The 16309-nt window shown below is 68.4% G+C and carries 8 protein-coding genes; all 8 read left to right on the top strand.

Features of this window, described 5'->3' with window-relative positions:
* Window positions 1–232: 232 nt before the first annotated feature.
* The 8 genes from ACFW0H_RS05480 to ACFW0H_RS05515 all read left to right on the top strand — a co-directional run bounded on the left by ACFW0H_RS05480 (window position 233) and on the right by ACFW0H_RS05515 (window position 16267).
* The gene (locus ACFW0H_RS05480; RefSeq protein WP_422912886.1) at window positions 233–1012 is read left to right on the top strand and encodes an efflux RND transporter periplasmic adaptor subunit; all 780 of its coding nucleotides are present in this window, start codon (window positions 233–235) and stop codon (window positions 1010–1012) included.
* Window positions 1009–2328 carry an efflux RND transporter periplasmic adaptor subunit gene (locus ACFW0H_RS05485; RefSeq protein ID WP_422912887.1) on the top strand — a complete coding sequence of 440 codons (1320 nt, stop codon included), beginning with the start codon at window positions 1009–1011 and terminating at the stop codon, window positions 2326–2328. The genes ACFW0H_RS05480 and ACFW0H_RS05485 overlap by 4 nt, the downstream gene beginning before the upstream one ends.
* A complete protein-coding gene (locus ACFW0H_RS05490) occupies window positions 2325–4421 on the top strand; it encodes an HlyD family efflux transporter periplasmic adaptor subunit (RefSeq protein WP_422912991.1) in 2097 nt (698 codons plus the stop codon). The genes ACFW0H_RS05485 and ACFW0H_RS05490 overlap by 4 nt, the downstream gene beginning before the upstream one ends.
* 217 nt (window positions 4422–4638) lie before the next feature.
* Window positions 4639–5127 (top strand): GNAT family N-acetyltransferase, encoded by a 489-nt coding sequence (locus tag ACFW0H_RS05495; protein ID WP_422912888.1) that lies wholly within the window; start codon window positions 4639–4641, stop codon window positions 5125–5127.
* Window positions 5124–5435 (top strand): DUF6916 family protein, encoded by a 312-nt coding sequence (locus ACFW0H_RS05500; protein WP_422912889.1) that lies wholly within the window; start codon window positions 5124–5126, stop codon window positions 5433–5435. The genes ACFW0H_RS05495 and ACFW0H_RS05500 overlap by 4 nt, the downstream gene beginning before the upstream one ends.
* A 79-nt stretch (window positions 5436–5514) precedes the next feature.
* On the top strand, window positions 5515–6126 hold the full coding sequence (locus ACFW0H_RS05505; protein WP_422912890.1) for a phage tail protein: 612 nt from the start codon (window positions 5515–5517) through the stop codon (window positions 6124–6126).
* Window positions 6127–6282: 156 nt separating this feature from the next.
* Window positions 6283–14721, top strand: coding sequence for a DUF4347 domain-containing protein (locus ACFW0H_RS05510; protein ID WP_422912891.1), 8439 nt, complete (start codon window positions 6283–6285; stop codon window positions 14719–14721).
* Window positions 14722–14773: 52 nt separating this feature from the next.
* Window positions 14774–16267: a TolC family protein gene (locus ACFW0H_RS05515; protein ID WP_422912892.1), complete on the top strand. Its 1494-nt coding sequence runs from the start codon at window positions 14774–14776 to the stop codon at window positions 16265–16267.
* The last annotated feature ends 42 nt before the right edge of the window (window positions 16268–16309 follow it).

Below are 16309 nucleotides of genomic sequence, written 5' to 3' on the forward strand. Positions count from 1 at the left end.
AATGAATTCGCTCCCATCGTTTCGTAGGGTGGACAGCGCTTTTCTGTCCACCAAGCGGCCTCGATCCCTGGCGCAAGCCGGCTTGTTCGCTGGTGGAAATCGCTTCGCGATTTTCACCCTACGACTGTCCGTGTAGCCAGGGCCCTCGGGAGCAAGATAATTCCTGCATTCAGATTCCTATTGTCCGACAGCTCTCTTAGACTCAGGCCCAGTCTTCCAGGGAAGGGCCGCCATGATGCGCACGCTGTGGACGCTGTTGGGTTTGATGGGACTGGTCGCCACCACCTGGGCGGAGGAACCGCCGGCCCAGGATCCCTTGCTCGATGCGCCCGCCGCGCAGGCCACGGCCAGCAGCGACGCTCGCGGCGTGCTGCGGGCCCGCAACCAGGCGGTGCTGTCCAGCGAACTGGCTGGACGTATCAATGAAATGCCTTATGCCGAAGGCCAGGCGTTCAAGCAGGGCGACGTGCTGGTGCGTTTCGACTGCAGCGCCTACCAGGCCCAGCTGAATGCCGCCAATTCCGCCGTGCGCGCGGCCCGTGAAGAACTGAAGAACAAGCAGCAACTGGCCGCTCTCAATTCGGTGGGCCGTTTCGAAGTGGCCCTGGCCGAGGCGCGCCAGGCGCAGTCCCAGGCCGAGGCCCAGGTCTACCAGGTGCAGGTGCAGCGCTGCCAGGTCAAGGCACCCTTCGACGGCCAGGTGGTGGCGCGCAAGGTGCAGCCCTTCGAAAGCGTGGCGGCCGGCGCGCCGCTGCTGGAAGTGGTGGACAACCGCACCCTGGAGATCCATCTGCTGGTGCCTTCGCGCTGGCTGAACCGGCTCAAGCCGGAGCAGAGCTTCAGCTTCGTCCCCGATGAAACCGGCCAGCCGCTGCAGGCCGTGGTCAAGCGCCTGGGCGCACGGATCGACGAAGGCAGCCAGACCCTGCTGCTGATCGGCGGCCTGCCGGCCGATGCCCAAGGCCTGCTGGCCGGCATGAGCGGTACCGCGCACTTCGCGGAGACGCCATGAGCGCGGCCCTGCCCGGTGGCGCCGAGCGCGTCTTCGCGCTCTTTCTCGGCCTGGAGAAACAGGCCCGCCAGGCCGCCAGCACCGAGCAGCTGGCTTTCGCCATGGTCAACGACGGCCAGGCGCTGTTCGGCTTCCGCCATGCCGCGCTGCTGATCGCCGGCAAGGTGCGCGCCCTCACCGGCATCAGCCTGGTCGAGCCCAATGCCCCCTTCGTGGCCTTCGTCGAGGGCGCCGCCGGGCAATTGCTCGGCCATGGGCTGCTGGACGAGCCCGGCGCCGTCCAGACCGCGCGGCTGGACGCGCAGTCCTGTGCCGACTGGCAGGCGCTGTCCGCTGCCCAGGCCTTCTGGCTACCCCTGAAGGATCGTGGCGGCGCCACCTTCGGTGGCCTCTGGCTGGCCCGCGAACAGCCTTTCAATGAAGCCGAGCAGACCCTGCTGGTCCAGCTTGGCGATACCTACGCCCATGCCTGGCTGGCCCTGCAGCCGCGCAAGCCCTGGCGCCTGCGCTGGCCGACGAAGACACGCCTGGCCCTGGCCGCCGGTCTCTGCCTGTTGCTCCTGGTGCCGGTGCGCCAGTCGGTGCTGGCGCCGGCCGAGGTGGTGCCCCAGGGCGGCCGGGTGGTGGCGGCGCCCCTGGACGGGGTGATTGCCGAATTCCTGGTCAAGCCCAACCAGAACGTGGCTGCCGGCGAGCTGCTGGTGCGCTTCGACGCCACCAGCCTCAAGGCCCAGGCGGATGTCGCCGAGCGTGCCCTGGGCGTGGCCGAGGCCGAACTCAAGACCAGCACCCAGCGTGCTTTCGCCGATGCCGAATCCAGCGCACGCATCGACCTGCTGGCTGCGCGGGTGGAGCAGAAGCGCGCCGAGCGCGACTACGCCCGCCAACTGCTGGCGCGCAGCGAAGTGCGCGCCGAACGGGCCGGCATCGCGGTGTTCGCCGATGCCGAGCGCTGGACCGGCAAGCCGGTGCAGACCGGCGAGCGGCTGATGCAGATCGCCGATCCGGCCCAGGCCGAACTGCGCATCGAGCTGCCGGTGGGCGATGCCATCGCCCTGCAGCCCGGCGCCGAAGTGGCGCTGTTCCTCGACAGCGATCCCCTCGATCGCCACGGCGCACGCCTCGAACGTGCCGCCTACGAGGCCGAGACCACCGCTGCCGGCAAGCTGGCCTACCGTCTCGACGCCGCCTTCGCCGAGGCGCCGCCGCGCATCGGCCTGCGCGGCACCGCCAAGCTGTTCGGCGAGCGTGCGCCCCTGGCCTATTACCTGCTGCGCCGGCCCCTGGCCGCGCTGCGCCAGAGCCTGGGCTTCTGATGCTGCCGGCGCTGCGTCCCGACCTGCAGCTGTCGCCGGCCGCGCCCGGGTTGGACGGCGCGCCCCAGTGGACCCTGGCCGACCCCCTGCGCGGGCGCTACTTCAAGCTCGGTGCCAGCGCCGTGCGCCTGCTCCGCCACTGGGCCCTGGGCGAGCCGCAGCGGGTCCTGGCGGCGGCCAACGCCGAGCCTGGGCTGTCGCTGGGTGCCGTCGAGCTGGAGGAACTGCTGCGCTTTCTCCGTGGCCATGACCTGATCGCCGCCCTGGATGCCGAACAGCGCGCCGGCTATGCCGCCCGGGCCGCCGCCCAGCGCCAGGGCCTGTGGCAGCGGGTGCTGCACCACTACCTGTTCTTCCGCATCCCGCTGTGGCGCCCGGATGCCTTCCTCAATCGCGCCTGGCCCGTGCTGCAACGCACCGGCCCCTCACTGCTGCGCTGGGGCCTGCCGCTGCTGTTGGTCCTCGGCCTGTTCCTGGTGGCGCGGGACTGGGAGCGCTTTATCGCCACTTTCCCGCACCTGTTCAGCCTGGGCGGCGCGCTGGCCTTCGGCATCGCCCTGGCCTTCGCCAAGCTCTGCCACGAGTTCGGCCATGCCTTCATGGCCAAGCGCGCCGGCTGCCGGGTGCAGAGCATGGGGCTGGCCTTCATGGTGCTGCTGCCGATGTTCTACACCGACGTCAGCGACGCCTGGCGGGTCAACGACCGCCGCTCGCGGCTGCTGATCGGCGCCGGCGGCGTGCTCGCCGAACTGCTGCTGGCGGTGCTGGCGCTGCTGGCCTGGTCGCTGCTGCCGGACGGCCCGGCGCGCACCTCGGCCTTCATGCTGGCCAGCGCCACCTGGGTCACCACGGTGCTGATCAACCTCAACCCCTTCATGCGTTTCGACGGCTACTTCCTGCTCAGCGACCTCTGGGGCGTCGACAACCTCCAGGCGCGGGCCTTCGCCCTGTGCCGCTGGCGCCTGCGCGAAGCGCTGTTCGGCTACGGCGAAGCCATGCCCGAGCCCTGGCGGCCGGCCATGGCGCGGCGCCTGCTGCTCTGGGGCTACGGCTCCTGGCTGTGGCGCGCGGTGCTGTTCTTCGGTATCGCCCTGGCGGTCTACCACCTGTTCTTCAAGCTATTGGGCCTCTTCCTGATGCTGGTGGAGCTGGTCTGGTTCATCGGCCTGCCGGTCTGGCGGGAGCTGCGTGAATGGTGGCAGCGCCGCCACCAGGCCGAGCCGGGCCGGATGTTGCTCACCGGCGCCGGTCTGCTGGCGCTGCTGGCCTTGCTGGCGCTGCCCTGGCGCAGTTCGGTGGAGGTTCCGGCCCTGCTGGAGGCTTCCGCTTCCACCGCGTTGCACGCGCCCCTGGCGGCACGGCTGAAGCAACTTCAGGTACGGGACGGCCAGGCGGTGGGGCAGGGCGACCTGTTGCTGGAACTGGAGTCCCCTGACCTGGATGCGCGCCAGGCCATCGTTCGCCGCGAGATCGAGATCCTCCAGCTGCAGTTGCGCCGCCAGGCCGGGCGCAGCGAGACCGCGGCCGATGTCGGCATCCTCGAACAGCGCCTGGCCGAGGCCGTGGCCGAGTACCGTGGCCTCGCCGCCCAGCGCGAACGCCTGCAACTGCGCGCACCCCAGGCCGGGGTGGTGCGCGACCTGCTGCCGGACCTGAGCCCCGGCCGCTGGCTCGGCCCCGCCGATGCCCTGGCGCGGGTGGTGGAGCCCGGCCTGCGGCTGCGTGGCTACCTGGCTGAAGAACACCTCTGGCGTGTCCAACCGGGTGCCGAAGGGCGCTTTATCGCCGACGACCCGGCGCGCCCGGCGCTGCCGGTCCGCCTCGAGGAAGTGGATGCCACCGGCGTCGCCTTCCTGGAACTGGAAGCCCTCACCTCCGACCACGACGGGCCCATTGCCGTGCGCCGCGATGCCCAGCGTCGCGCCGAGCCGGTGCAGGCCCAGTACGGTGTGCGCCTCAGCCTGCCGGATGCGCCCATCCAGCCGGCCCAGCCCCTGCGCGGCGTGGTGGTGCTGGGCGGGCAGGGGCAGTCGCTGCTCGGCGCCGCCTGGCGTCGGCTGGCCGCGTTGGGCGTGAGGGAAAGCGGTTTCTGAGCTGCCGGCTGGCGGCCGGGGAGGGGCCTAGAGTCGCGGATTCATACAGCTGTTTAGGAAAAATCCCATCGCTAATTCGGGAAACGGTGGCGATTGGCCAAGGCCTTCGACTACTCTCCTGCTGTTGAGGTCGCGTGATAGCACAATAATACGGAGTCGGCCCCTTCCACCCAGGGTGCCGCCAGCAAGGACGCACGACGCCATGCCGAGCCTGGAGTTGAACCTTCGCCTCATCGCGGACGCCGATATGGCGTTCCTGCGTGCCCTTTATGCGACCACCCGCGCCGACGAGATGGCCTCCACCGGCTGGAGCCAGCCGGCCATCGACACCTTCCTTGGCCAACAATTCGACGCCCAGCACCGCTACTACCAGGAGCACTACGGCGACGCGGAGTTCTCCCTGATCTGCGATCGCGACCGGGCCATCGGCCGGCTCTATGTCTTTCGCGGGCCCAGCACCTTCAACCTGATCGATATCGCCCTGCTCCCCGAATGGCGGCAGCGGGGTATCGGCACCTCCTACCTGCAGGCCCTGACCCGCGAGGCGGACGAGGCCGGACGGGCCATCCGCCTGTTCGTCGAGGCCGGCAACCCGGCCCGGCGCCTCTACGACCGCTTCGGATTCGTCGTTACCGGCAGCAACCACGTCTATCTGCAAATGCGCCGCGACGCCCGTTCGCAGCGCGCGCTGGAGGTGTCCGCATGAGCTCGATCCCGACTCGCCAGGAGTTCGAACAGCAACTCCAGCAGCCCTGGCACCTGAGCTGGGAAGGCAGCGAAGGCCTCGTCGTGACCCTGGTGGAGGTCAGCGAAGGCACGGCGATGAACGCCCGTCATGAATGCTACAGCGCCGTCTTCGCCCAGCCCGCCGGCATCCAGTTGCCGCAGCACAGCTACCTGCTGCGCAGCCCCAGTTCGGCGCAGTGGCAGGTGCTGCTGACCCCGATCGGCCCGGACGAGGACGGCGAACGCCACCTGCTGCAGGCGGTGTTCCACAGCCGAAGGGCCCCCTGAAGCGAACCGGATCAAGAGGTTGTCCCGCGCAGCGATGCGCAACCTGCCGCATGGTCGGCACCCACAAGGAGCAACAGCGATGAGCGAACCCTTTCTCGGCGAAATCCGTATGGTCGGCTTCAATTTCGCGCCCCGTGGCTGGGCCTTCTGCCAAGGCGCATTGATGTCCATCTCGCAAAACACGGCGCTGTTCTCGCTACTGGGCACTATGTACGGCGGTAATGGCCAGACCACCTTCGCCCTGCCGGATCTGCGCGGCCGCAGCCCGGTGGGGCAGGGGCAGGGCCCGGGCCTGTCGGGGATCGAGATCGGTGAAGTGGCCGGCACCGAGAACGTGACCCTGCTCACCAACCAGATGCCCGCGCACACCCATACCGCGGCGCCTACCAGCAACTCCATCACCGCCTCCGGGCAGGCTGCCGTTCCCGCCGCGACCACCGGCACCACCCAGGCCAACCCGGGGCCGACCACCGTACTCGGGCCGATTTCGGCCTCCGGCCGGGCCGGCACCCTGTATGCCACCGGCGCACCCGACACCACCCTGGCGCCCTTCAACGTCAGTGTGATGGGCGACATGCCGGGCATCACCGTCGGTGCCTCGGGCGGCGGCCTGCCCGTGCCGATCCGTAACCCGTACCTGGGCGTCAACTTCGTGATCGCGCTGGAGGGGATCTTCCCGTCGCGCAGCTGATCCCGGTTGCTTCCGGCGAACCGGACTCGCAACAGGCTGTGGGGGGAAGCCGTTCGCGGCCTTCCCCCTTTTCAATGCACCAGGCGGTGCCTCATGTGGTGGAAGAAGCGTGCCCCCCGATCATCGTCGAACCCGCCGGCGCGAAGCGCGTTGGCCGTGGCGCTCGAGCCGCGGATGATGTTCGACGGCGCGGTTGCCGCCACCACTGCGGAAGTGACGGACACCCCGCCGGCCGCGGATGCCACCGACGTCCAGCCGTCCGCCACCGATACCCAGGCGGCCAGCGATAGCCTGGCCGCGACCCCCGCCGGCACGAGCGATAACCGCCAGGAGGTGGTGTTCGTCGACAGCCAGGTGAAGGACTACCAGCAATTGGTCGGCGGCCTCAAACCCGGCACCGAGGTGGTGGTGCTGGATGCCAGCAAGGACGGCCTGCAGCAGATGGCCGACTACCTCGATGGCCGCAGCGGCATCGATGCCATCCATATCCTCAGCCATGGCGATGTCGGCAAGGTCCAGCTCGGCAATGACTGGCTGGAAGATGGTGACCTCGCCAGTCGCAACGAGCTGCTGGACGCCATCGGCCAATCCCTGGACAGCGGGGGCGACATCCTGCTGTACGGCTGCCGGGTCGGTGCCGATGGGGAAGGACAGGGGTTCATCGATGGCCTGGCCGCGGCCACCGGGGCGGATGTCGCCGCTTCCAGTGACCTGACCGGCGCCGCGGGCATGGGCGGGGACTGGGTGTTGGAGGTCAGCCAGGGTGAAGTGGAAGCGGCCGCTCTGGACCTGACCGATTACAGCGGCCTGCTGGCTGCGTTTGCCGATGATTTAACCAGTGCCAATGGCATTTCCGGCGTCACCACATTCACCCGTACCCTGGGAGGGGTGTCCTATACCTTCACGTTCACCAGCGATGGTGATGGCGGTGACTTCGCCTGGGAAAACATCAACGGCGCTGGCGGCTCCGCGTCGATCAATATGCTCTCGTTCGACGCCACCAATGCCGTCGAACGGGTCACCATCGCACGCACCGACGGTCAGGACTTCACCTTCAGCAGTATCTTCATCGACAACGCCAGCGGTGGTACCACCAACGTGCGTGGATTTCTCGACGGGGTGGCGGTGGGGGCCAACCAGGCCATGGCCGTTGGTACTTCCGGAACGCTGACGTTCGGCAGTCTCCGTGTCGACCAGGTGCAGATCACCTCCACCGACTTCTTCGGCACCAACTTCGACAACTTCAGCGGCGATACCGACCCGCCCCTGATCGCACCGAGCCTGTCCGCCACCGGCAGCAACCCGTCCTTCACCGAGAATGGCAGCGCGGTCGATCTGTTCAGCAGTGTGACGGCCGACACCCACGACAGCGGCCAGTCCTTCAGCGGCATGACCCTGAGCGTGACCAACGTCAGCAACGGTGCCAGCGAGCTGCTGAATATCGGCGGCAGCGACATCGCCCTCAACAATGGCAACAGCGGCACCATCGCCGGCATCGGCAACTACAGCGTCAGCGTTGCCGGCAGCACGGCGATCGTCACCCTGTCGGGCATGAGCCGTACGAATATCCAGATGGGCACGCTGGTCGACGGCATCACCTACCGCAACACCAGCGACAGTCCGGGCGGCACGAGCCGTGCGGTCACCATCACCAGCGTCACCGACAGTGGTGGCAGCAACAACAGCGCCAGCCCCAATATCACCTCGACCGTGGCAGTGACGCCGGTGAACGACGCGCCGAGCCTGGCGCCGGCCAACGACACCGCGTTCTACACCGAAAATGGCGCCGGCGCGGTGCTCAGCTCGACCCTGACCATCAGTGACCCGGATAGCGCCAACTTCCAGGGCGCCACGGTCACCATCAGCGATTTCCGTACTGGCGACGTGCTGAGCGTCGGCACGCCCGGAGGCTTCGCCACCAGCTTCAACAGCGCGACCGGCGTGCTGACTCTGACCGGACCCGGCACCCTGGCTGCCTTGCAGACCGCGCTGCGCTCGGTCAGCTATTCCTCGACCTCCGACGACCCCACCTTCGGCGGTACCGATGGCACCCGGCAGATCAACTTCACCGTCACCGACAGCAATGGAGTGGCCTCAGGCAACGCTACCTCGCAGGTTGCCATCACTTCCGTGAACGACGCGCCGACCCTGTCCGGCGGCCCCTATGCCTGGGCCGGCACCAGCGAGGATGCGACGTCCACTGCCGTCACCGTCAGCAGCCTGCTGGGCGGCCTGACGGCAAGCGACCCCGACAGTTCCAGCGTCGGCATCGCCCTCACTGCCAGCAGCGGCAACGGCACCTGGCAGTACTCCACCGACGGCCTGACCTGGAGCGGCATCGGCAGCGTCGCCGGCAACGCGGCGCTGCTGCTTTCCGCCAGTAGCCAGCTGCGCTATGTCCCCAATGCCCAGAATGGCGAGACCGCGACCCTGACCCTCCGGGCCTGGGACCAGACCAGCGGCACGGCATCCACCAACGGCACCCGCAGCACGGCGGATACCACCACCAATGGCGGCAGCACGGCGTTCTCCAGCGGCACGGCGCTCGCCACACTCACCGTCAGCAGCATCAACGACGCGCCGGTGCTTACCCCGGTCGCGCCCACCCTGACCGGTCTCACCGATGGCGACGTCAATAATCCCGGCCAACTGGTTGCCAGCTTCGCGGGTGGCACGATCGGCGACGTCGACAGCGGCGCGGTCAGCGGCATCGCCATCACCGGCCTGAACGCAGGCAACGGCACCTGGCAGTACAGCCTGGATGGCGGCGGCAGCTGGTCGAATGTGGGCAGCGTCGCCGACAGTGCCGCATTGCTGTTGCGCTCCACCGACCGGGTGAGATTCGTGCCGGACGGCATCAATGGCACCAGTGCCAGCCTGACCTATCGCGCCTGGGACCAGAGCGGCGCAACCGCCGGGCAGCAGGGAACCAAGGTGGATGCCAGCGCCACCGGCGGTGCCACGGCGTTCTCCAGCGCCAGCGATACCGCCAGTATCACAGTCACCGCCATCGACGATGCGCCGGTGGTCACCACCAGCGGTGGCAGCGCGGCCTTCATCGAAGGCGACAATGTCGCCTCGACCCCGATGGTGATCGACCCGGGCATCACCCTGTCCGATGCCGATTCGTCGCTTCTGCAAAGCGCCACGGTGACGATCGTTGGCGGCTTCCAGAGCGGCCAGGATGTGCTGGCCTTCAGCAGCAACCCGGCCACCATGGGTGACATCACCGGCAGCTACAACAGTGCCACCGGCGTGCTGACGCTGACGTCCGCCGGTGGCGCCTCCGCGGCGCAATGGCAGGCCGCGCTGCGCGTCGTCACCTACGGCAACAGCTCGGATACGCCGGCTACCGCTACCCGCACCATCGGTTTCGCGGTAAGCGACGGCAACAGCTTCAGCGCGACGGCCAACCGCACCGTCACAGTGGCTACCACCAACGATGCGCCGATCGTCACGGTGCCGGGCAGTATCACTGTGAGCGAAGATGTCGCCACCGCCATCACCGGCATCAGCTTCAGCGATCTCGATGCGGGCGGCGGCAGCGTCACCGTTACCCTGAGCGTTCCCTCGGGCAGCCTGGGCGCCACCAGTGGCGGCGGCGTCACCGTGGGTGGCACCGCGTCCGCCCTGACGCTGACCGGCTCGATCAGCAACATCAACGCTTTCATCGCCGGCGGCCAGGTCAGCTTCCAGACCGCGCCCAATAGCACCAGCAGCATCACGCTAACCGCCTCCATCGACGACGGCGGCAACACCGGCGGCGCTGCCGGGAGCGACAGCGACAACGTCACCCTTACCATGACCCCGGTGAACGACGCGCCGGTCGTCAATGCCCCGGCCAGCATCAACGTCACCGAGGACATCCCGCAGGCGCTCACCGGCATCAGCTTTGGCGACATCGATGCCGGCTCCGGCGTGGTCAGCGTCCAGTTCAGTGTCGCGCCTGGCAGCGGGTCCCTCAGCGCCAGCAGTGGGGCCGGCGTGACCGTGCTCGGCTCCGGGACCGGCACCCTCAGCCTCAGCGGCACGCTGCCGGATATCAATGCCTTCCTCGCCAGCGGCGCCGTCAGCTACACCACTGCCAGCAACGCCACCAGCAACGTGGTGCTCTCGCTGAGCATCGACGACGGCGGCAACACCGGCACCGGTGGCAGCCAGACGGGCAGCACCTCGCTCACCCTGGTGGTCAGTGCCGTGAACGATGCGCCGGTCAATAGCGTGCCAGGCAGCCAGACCGTGCTGGAGAATGGCAACCTGGTCTTCAGCACCGGCAACGGCAACGCGGTTTCCATCGCCGATGTGGACGCCGGCGGCGGCACCGTGCAGGTCACCCTCACTGCCAGCAACGGCCTGATCACCCTGGGCAGCATCTCCGGCCTGGTGTTCTCCGTGGGCAGCGGCAGCGGCGACGGCACCATGACCTTCGATGGCACCGTCAGCGCCATCAACAACGCCCTGGCCGGACTGAGCTTCACACCCACGTCGGGCTATCACGGCCCCGCGTCGCTGCAGATCACCAGCAACGACCTCGGCCTGTCGGGCAGCGGCGGTAACCAGACCGACAGCGACACCATCCTGATCGATGTCGACCAGCCCAATCCGTCCATCACCAGCGTCGCCGGCGCCAGTCCCGACGGCGGCTACAAGGTGGGCGACACGGTCAGCGTCAGCGTTACCTTCGACCAGGCCGTCACCGTGAGCGGCGGCGTACCCACGCTGCTGCTGGAAACCGGCAGTACCGATCGTGTCGCGACATACGTGTCGGGCTCCGGCAGCAACACCCTGACCTTCAGCTATACGGTGCAGGCCGGCGACCTCAGCGCTGACCTGAACTACCAGTCCACCACCGCGCTGGCCCTCAACGGCGCCACCATTCGCAGCGCGGCCAACGACGACGCGATCCTCACCCTGCCGGCCCTGGCCGGCGGCAACTCCCTGGCCGGCCAGAGCGCTATCGTCATCGATGGCATCGCACCCACCGTCGCCAGCGTCGGCGTGCCGGCCAACGGCACCTATGTGGCTGGGCAGAACCTCGACTTCACCGTCAACCTCAGCGAAGCGGTGACGGTCGATACCAGCGGCGGCATCCCGCGCCTCGCCGTCATCCTGGACGGCGGCGGCACGGTGTTCGCCAATTACCTCAGCGGCTCCGGCACCACCGCGCTGGTGTTCCGCCTGACCGTCGCCACTGGCCAGTTCGATACCAATGGCATCAGCGTCGGCAGCATCCTCCAGGCCAACGGCGCGACCCTGCGCGATGCCGTGGGCAACGACGCCGACACCACCCTGAACAACGTCGCCAGCACCACGGGCGTGCGGGTGGACGCCGTGGCGCCCACGGTGTCCAGTGTCAGCGTGCCCCCTGCCGTGCGATACAACGCCGGCGATGTGCTGACCTTCGCGGTCAACGCCAGCGAGGCGGTGCTCGTCACCGGCACCCCGCGTCTCGCCCTGGATATCGGCGGCAGCACGGTATTCGCCAACTATGTGAGCGGCTCCGGCACCAGCACCCTGGTGTTCCAGTACAGCGTCCAGGCCGGCGACAACGACGCCGACGGCATTGTCGTCTCCAGTCTCGCGAGCAATGGCGGAGCCCTGCGCGACGCCGCCGGCAATGACCTGAACCTGACGCTGAACGCGATCGGCGACACCAGCGGTGTGCTGGTCGACACCATTGCGCCCGGTCCGAGCGGCATCGTCACTCTCGACCCCTCGCCGACCAACGCCGGCAGCGTGCGCTTCAGCGTTACCTTCAGCGAGGATGTCACGGGCGTCGATCCGGCCGACTTCACCCTGGTGACCACCGGCACCGTTGGCGGCAGCCTGGCGAGCATCGTGCAGGTCGACCCGCGGACCTACCGGCTCACCGTCAGTGGTCTCTCCGGCACCGGCACCCTGGGGCTCGACCTCAATGGTGCCGGCACCGGGATCGTCGACCTCGCCGGCAATGCCATCAGCGGTGGCCTGGCGGGCGCGCTGTACAGCCTCGATCTCGATGCGCCCACCGTCACCAGCGTCAGCGTTCCGGCCGACGGCATCTACGTCGCGGGCCAGAACCTCGACTTCACCGTCAACCTCAGCGAAGCGGTGACCGTCGACACCAGCGGCGGCACCCCGCGCATCGCCGTCACCCTGGACGGTGGCGGTACGGTGTTCGCCGATTACCTCAGCGGTTCCGGCAGCACCGCGCTGGTGTTCCGCCTGACCGTCGCCAGCGGCCAGTTCGACAGCAACGGCATCAGCGTCGGCAGCGCCATCCAGGCCAACGGCGCGACCCTGCGTGATGGGCTGGGCAACGACGCCGACACCACCCTCAACAACGTCGCCAGTACCGCCGGTGTGCAGGTGGATGCCGTGGCACCGGGCGTGGCCAGTGTCAGCGTACCGACCTGGCTTCAATACCGGGCCGGCGACCTGCTGACCTTCGTGGTCAATGCCAGCGAGGCGGTGTTCGTCAACGGCGCCCCGCGTCTCGCCCTGGATATCGGCGGCAGCACCGTGTTCGCCGATTACCTGTCCGGCTCCGGCAGCAGCGCCCTGGTGTTCCAGTACCGCGTGCAGCCGGGCGAAAACGACGCCAATGGCCTCACTGTGACCGGCCTGGCCAGCAATGGCGCGACCCTGCGCGATGCCGCCGGCAATGACATGGACCTGACCCTGAACAACGTCGGCGATACCCGCGGCGTGGCGATCGACACCCGGGCGCCGAACGCCAGCGGCATCGTGCGGGTCGACGCCAGCCCGACCAACGCGGGCAGCGTGCGCTACACCGTCACTTTCGACGAGGATGTCAACGGTGTGGATCTCAGCGACTTCAGCCTGGTGACCACCGGCACCGCCAGCGGCAGCCTGGCCAACCTGGTGCAGGTGAATGCCCGCACCTACACCGTGACCGTCGATGGCTTGTCCGGCACCGGCACCCTCGGCCTCGACCTGAATGCCAGCGGCACGGGCATCATCGACGGCGCCCGCAACCCGGTCAGCGGTGGCCTGGTGGGCGACCTGTACAGCCTCGACCGCGATGCGCCCCTGATCACCCGTGTGGACGTGCCGGCCAACGGCACCTATGTGGCCGGGCAGCACCTGGACTTCACCGTCAACTTCAGCGAGGCGCTGACGGTCGACACCAGCGGTGGGAGCCCGCGCCTCGCCGTCACCCTGGACGGCGGTGGAACCGTCTTCGCCGACTACCTCGGCGGCTCCGGCAGCTCCGCGCTGGTGTTCCGCCTGACCGTCGCCAGTGGCCAGTTCGACAGCAATGGCATCAGCGTCGGCAGCGCCATCCTGGCCAACGGTGCAACCCTGCGCGATGCCGTGGGCAATGACGCCGACACCAGCCTGAACAACCTTGCCAGCACCGCCGGTGTGCGGGTGGACGCCGTGGTGCCCAGGGTCGCCAGCGTCGGCGTGCCGGTGGGACTTTCCTACAACGCCGGCGATGTACTGACCTTCGTGGTCAACGCCAGCGAGGCGGTGTTCGTCAACGGCACCCCGCGTCTCGCCCTGGACATGGGCGGCAGCACGGTGTTCGCCGACTACGTGGCCGGCTCGGGCAGTGGCAGACTGGTGTTCCAGTACCGCGTGCAGCCGGGCGACAACGATGCCGACGGCATTGCCGTCAGCGGACTTGCGAGCAACGGCGGCACCCTGCGCGATGCTGCCGGCAATGACCTGAACCTGGCGCTGAACGGCGTCGGCGACACCCATGGCGTGGTCGTCGACACAACGGCGCCGAGTGCCATCGGCCTGGTTCGCGCGGATGCCTCACCCACCTCGGCCCGTACCCTGCGTTTCACCCTGACCTTCAGCGAGGACGTCAGCGGCCTGGACCTCGACTACCTCAGCCTGAACACCACCGGCAATGCCGTCGGCACCCTGCAATCGCTGGAGCAGGTGGACGCACGGACCTACCAGGTCACAGTCGGCAATGTCGCCGGCAACGGCTCGCTGGGTATCAGCCTGAACAGCCCCGGCACCGGCATCACGGATGCCGCCGGCAACCTGCTGGTGGGCAGCCTGGTGGGCGAAAGCTATGTCCTCAGCCAGGGCGAAGGTGACCCGCAGTTCCGCATCGAATCGCCGCTGCGCATCCCGGACACACCCAATGCGCCAATCGACATGCTCCTGCCGGGGCCGCCGCCGCCACCCTTCAGTTCGCCGCTGCTGCCATTGCCGCTGTTCGAGGTGCAGACCCCGGGCAGCGGTTTCCCGACCCTGGGCAGCCTCTTCCGGCACAACGGTGCCGTGGCGCCGAGCTTCATCGCCCAGGTATTCGCCGCCGGCGGTGTCAGTGATGGCGACGCTTCGGCCAACGGCTTCCTCGGTTTCGGTGGGGGCGATGCCGGGGTCTTCGGCACCAGCAGCCTGGCCAGCTTCTTCAACAGGGACAAGCCGGACGACTCCAGCGAGATGAAGCTGTTCGACGCCAGGCTCTGGCGCCGCTCGGCGGATGCCGGACAGGACGCGCAGGGCGGCGTTGGCGCGCCCACGCTGGGCCAGCAGCTGCAAGACATCCAGGACAACCAACAACGACAGGTCGACGAGTTGGCCCGGGCGCTGGCGCAGATCCAGGCGGATCCGCCGCAGGCCTGATCGGAACGAATCAGAACAATGTGTACGCCGTGACCAAGGGGGCGGCCCAAGGATGAGCAGAGCAGGGAAATTCTTCAGTGTCAGCGTGCTGGCGCTGGCCATCAGCGGTTGCGCGGTGACCAGCCAGCCCATCGACCGCAGCGTCAGCGAGCAGCGTGCCCGCCAGGACCTGCAGGCCATGTTCAAGGACCAGGAGCCCCTCAGCGGGCCCCTGACCCTGCACCAGGCCATGGCCCGCGCGGTGAAGTACAACCTCGAAGCGCGCCTGAAGGTGATGGAGGAGGCCCTGGCCAAGCGCCAGGTGGACCTCGCCAGCTTCGACATGCTGCCGCGCATGGCCATGGAAGCGGGCTACGCCGGGCGCAGCAACGTCAGTGCCTCCAGCAGCCAGAGCGTGCTGACCGACACCCAGTCCCTGGAGCCCTCGACTTCCCAGGACCGCGACCGCGGCGTGGCCGACCTGACCATGGTGTGGAACGTGCTGGACTTCGGTGTCAGCTATGTCAGCGCCAAGCAGCAGGCCGACCAGCGCCTGATCGTCCAGGAACGCCGCCGCAAGGTGGTCCACACCATCATCCAGGACGTGCGCTCGGCCTACTGGCGGGCGGTGGCCGCCGACCGCCTGCTCAAGCAGATCGACGGCCTGATGGCGCGGGTGGACGAGGCGCGCAACAGCAGCCAGCACATGAGCCGCGAACGCATTGGCGACCCGGTGCAGGCCCTGAGCTACCAGCGCGGCCTGATCGAGGCCACCCGCCAGTTGGAAGAGCAGCGCCGCGCGCTGTCCCTGGCCAAGACCGAACTGGCCGCGCTGGTCAACCTGCCGCTGAACACCGACTACAGCCTGGCCGCCAGCGACGACTACCCGGTGCCCGAACTCAAGGTGGACATCACCCGCCTGGAAGAGGAAGCCCTGGCCAGCCGCCCCGAACTGCGCGAGCAGGACTACCAGGCGCGCATCAGCGCCGCGGAAACCCGCAAGGCCATGCTGCGCATGCTGCCGGGCCTGGAGTTCTCCGCCGGCGGCCACTACGACAGCAACTCCTTCCTGGTGAACCAGAGCTGGGCCGACTACGGCGTGAAGGTCACCTGGAACCTGTTCAACGCCATCTCCGCACCGGCCGCCATCGACGTCGCCAAGGCCGGCGAGTCCGTCGCCGCGGCCCGCCGCCAGGCCATGTCCATGGCCGTGCTGGCGCAGCTCTACGTGGCCAATGCCAACTACCAGGAAGCCCTGCGGCAGTTCCAGACCAACCAGCAACTGGCCGACCTGGACGGGCAGATCGTCGAGCAACTGCGCAATCGCCACCAGGCGCAGAACATCGGCGAGCTGGAACTGATCCAGGGCGAACTGAACACCCTCGATGCCCAACTCCAGCGCGACCTGGCCTACGCCGAACTGCGCAATGCCTACGCCCAGCTCTTCGTCAGCGCCGGTGTCGATCCGCTGCCGGGAACCCTGCCGGACGACCGGCTCGCCACCATCGCCAGCGCTTTGGAAAACAGCGAAGCGCGCTGGGCGAGCGGGGATCTCGGGGCGAAGTAGGTTAGCTCTTGTAGGTTGGTGCGGGCCACGCTGGTCCGAGCG

The organism is Metapseudomonas cellulosilytica (assembly GCF_049334135.1).
Classification (GTDB): Bacteria; Pseudomonadota; Gammaproteobacteria; order Pseudomonadales; family Pseudomonadaceae; genus Metapseudomonas.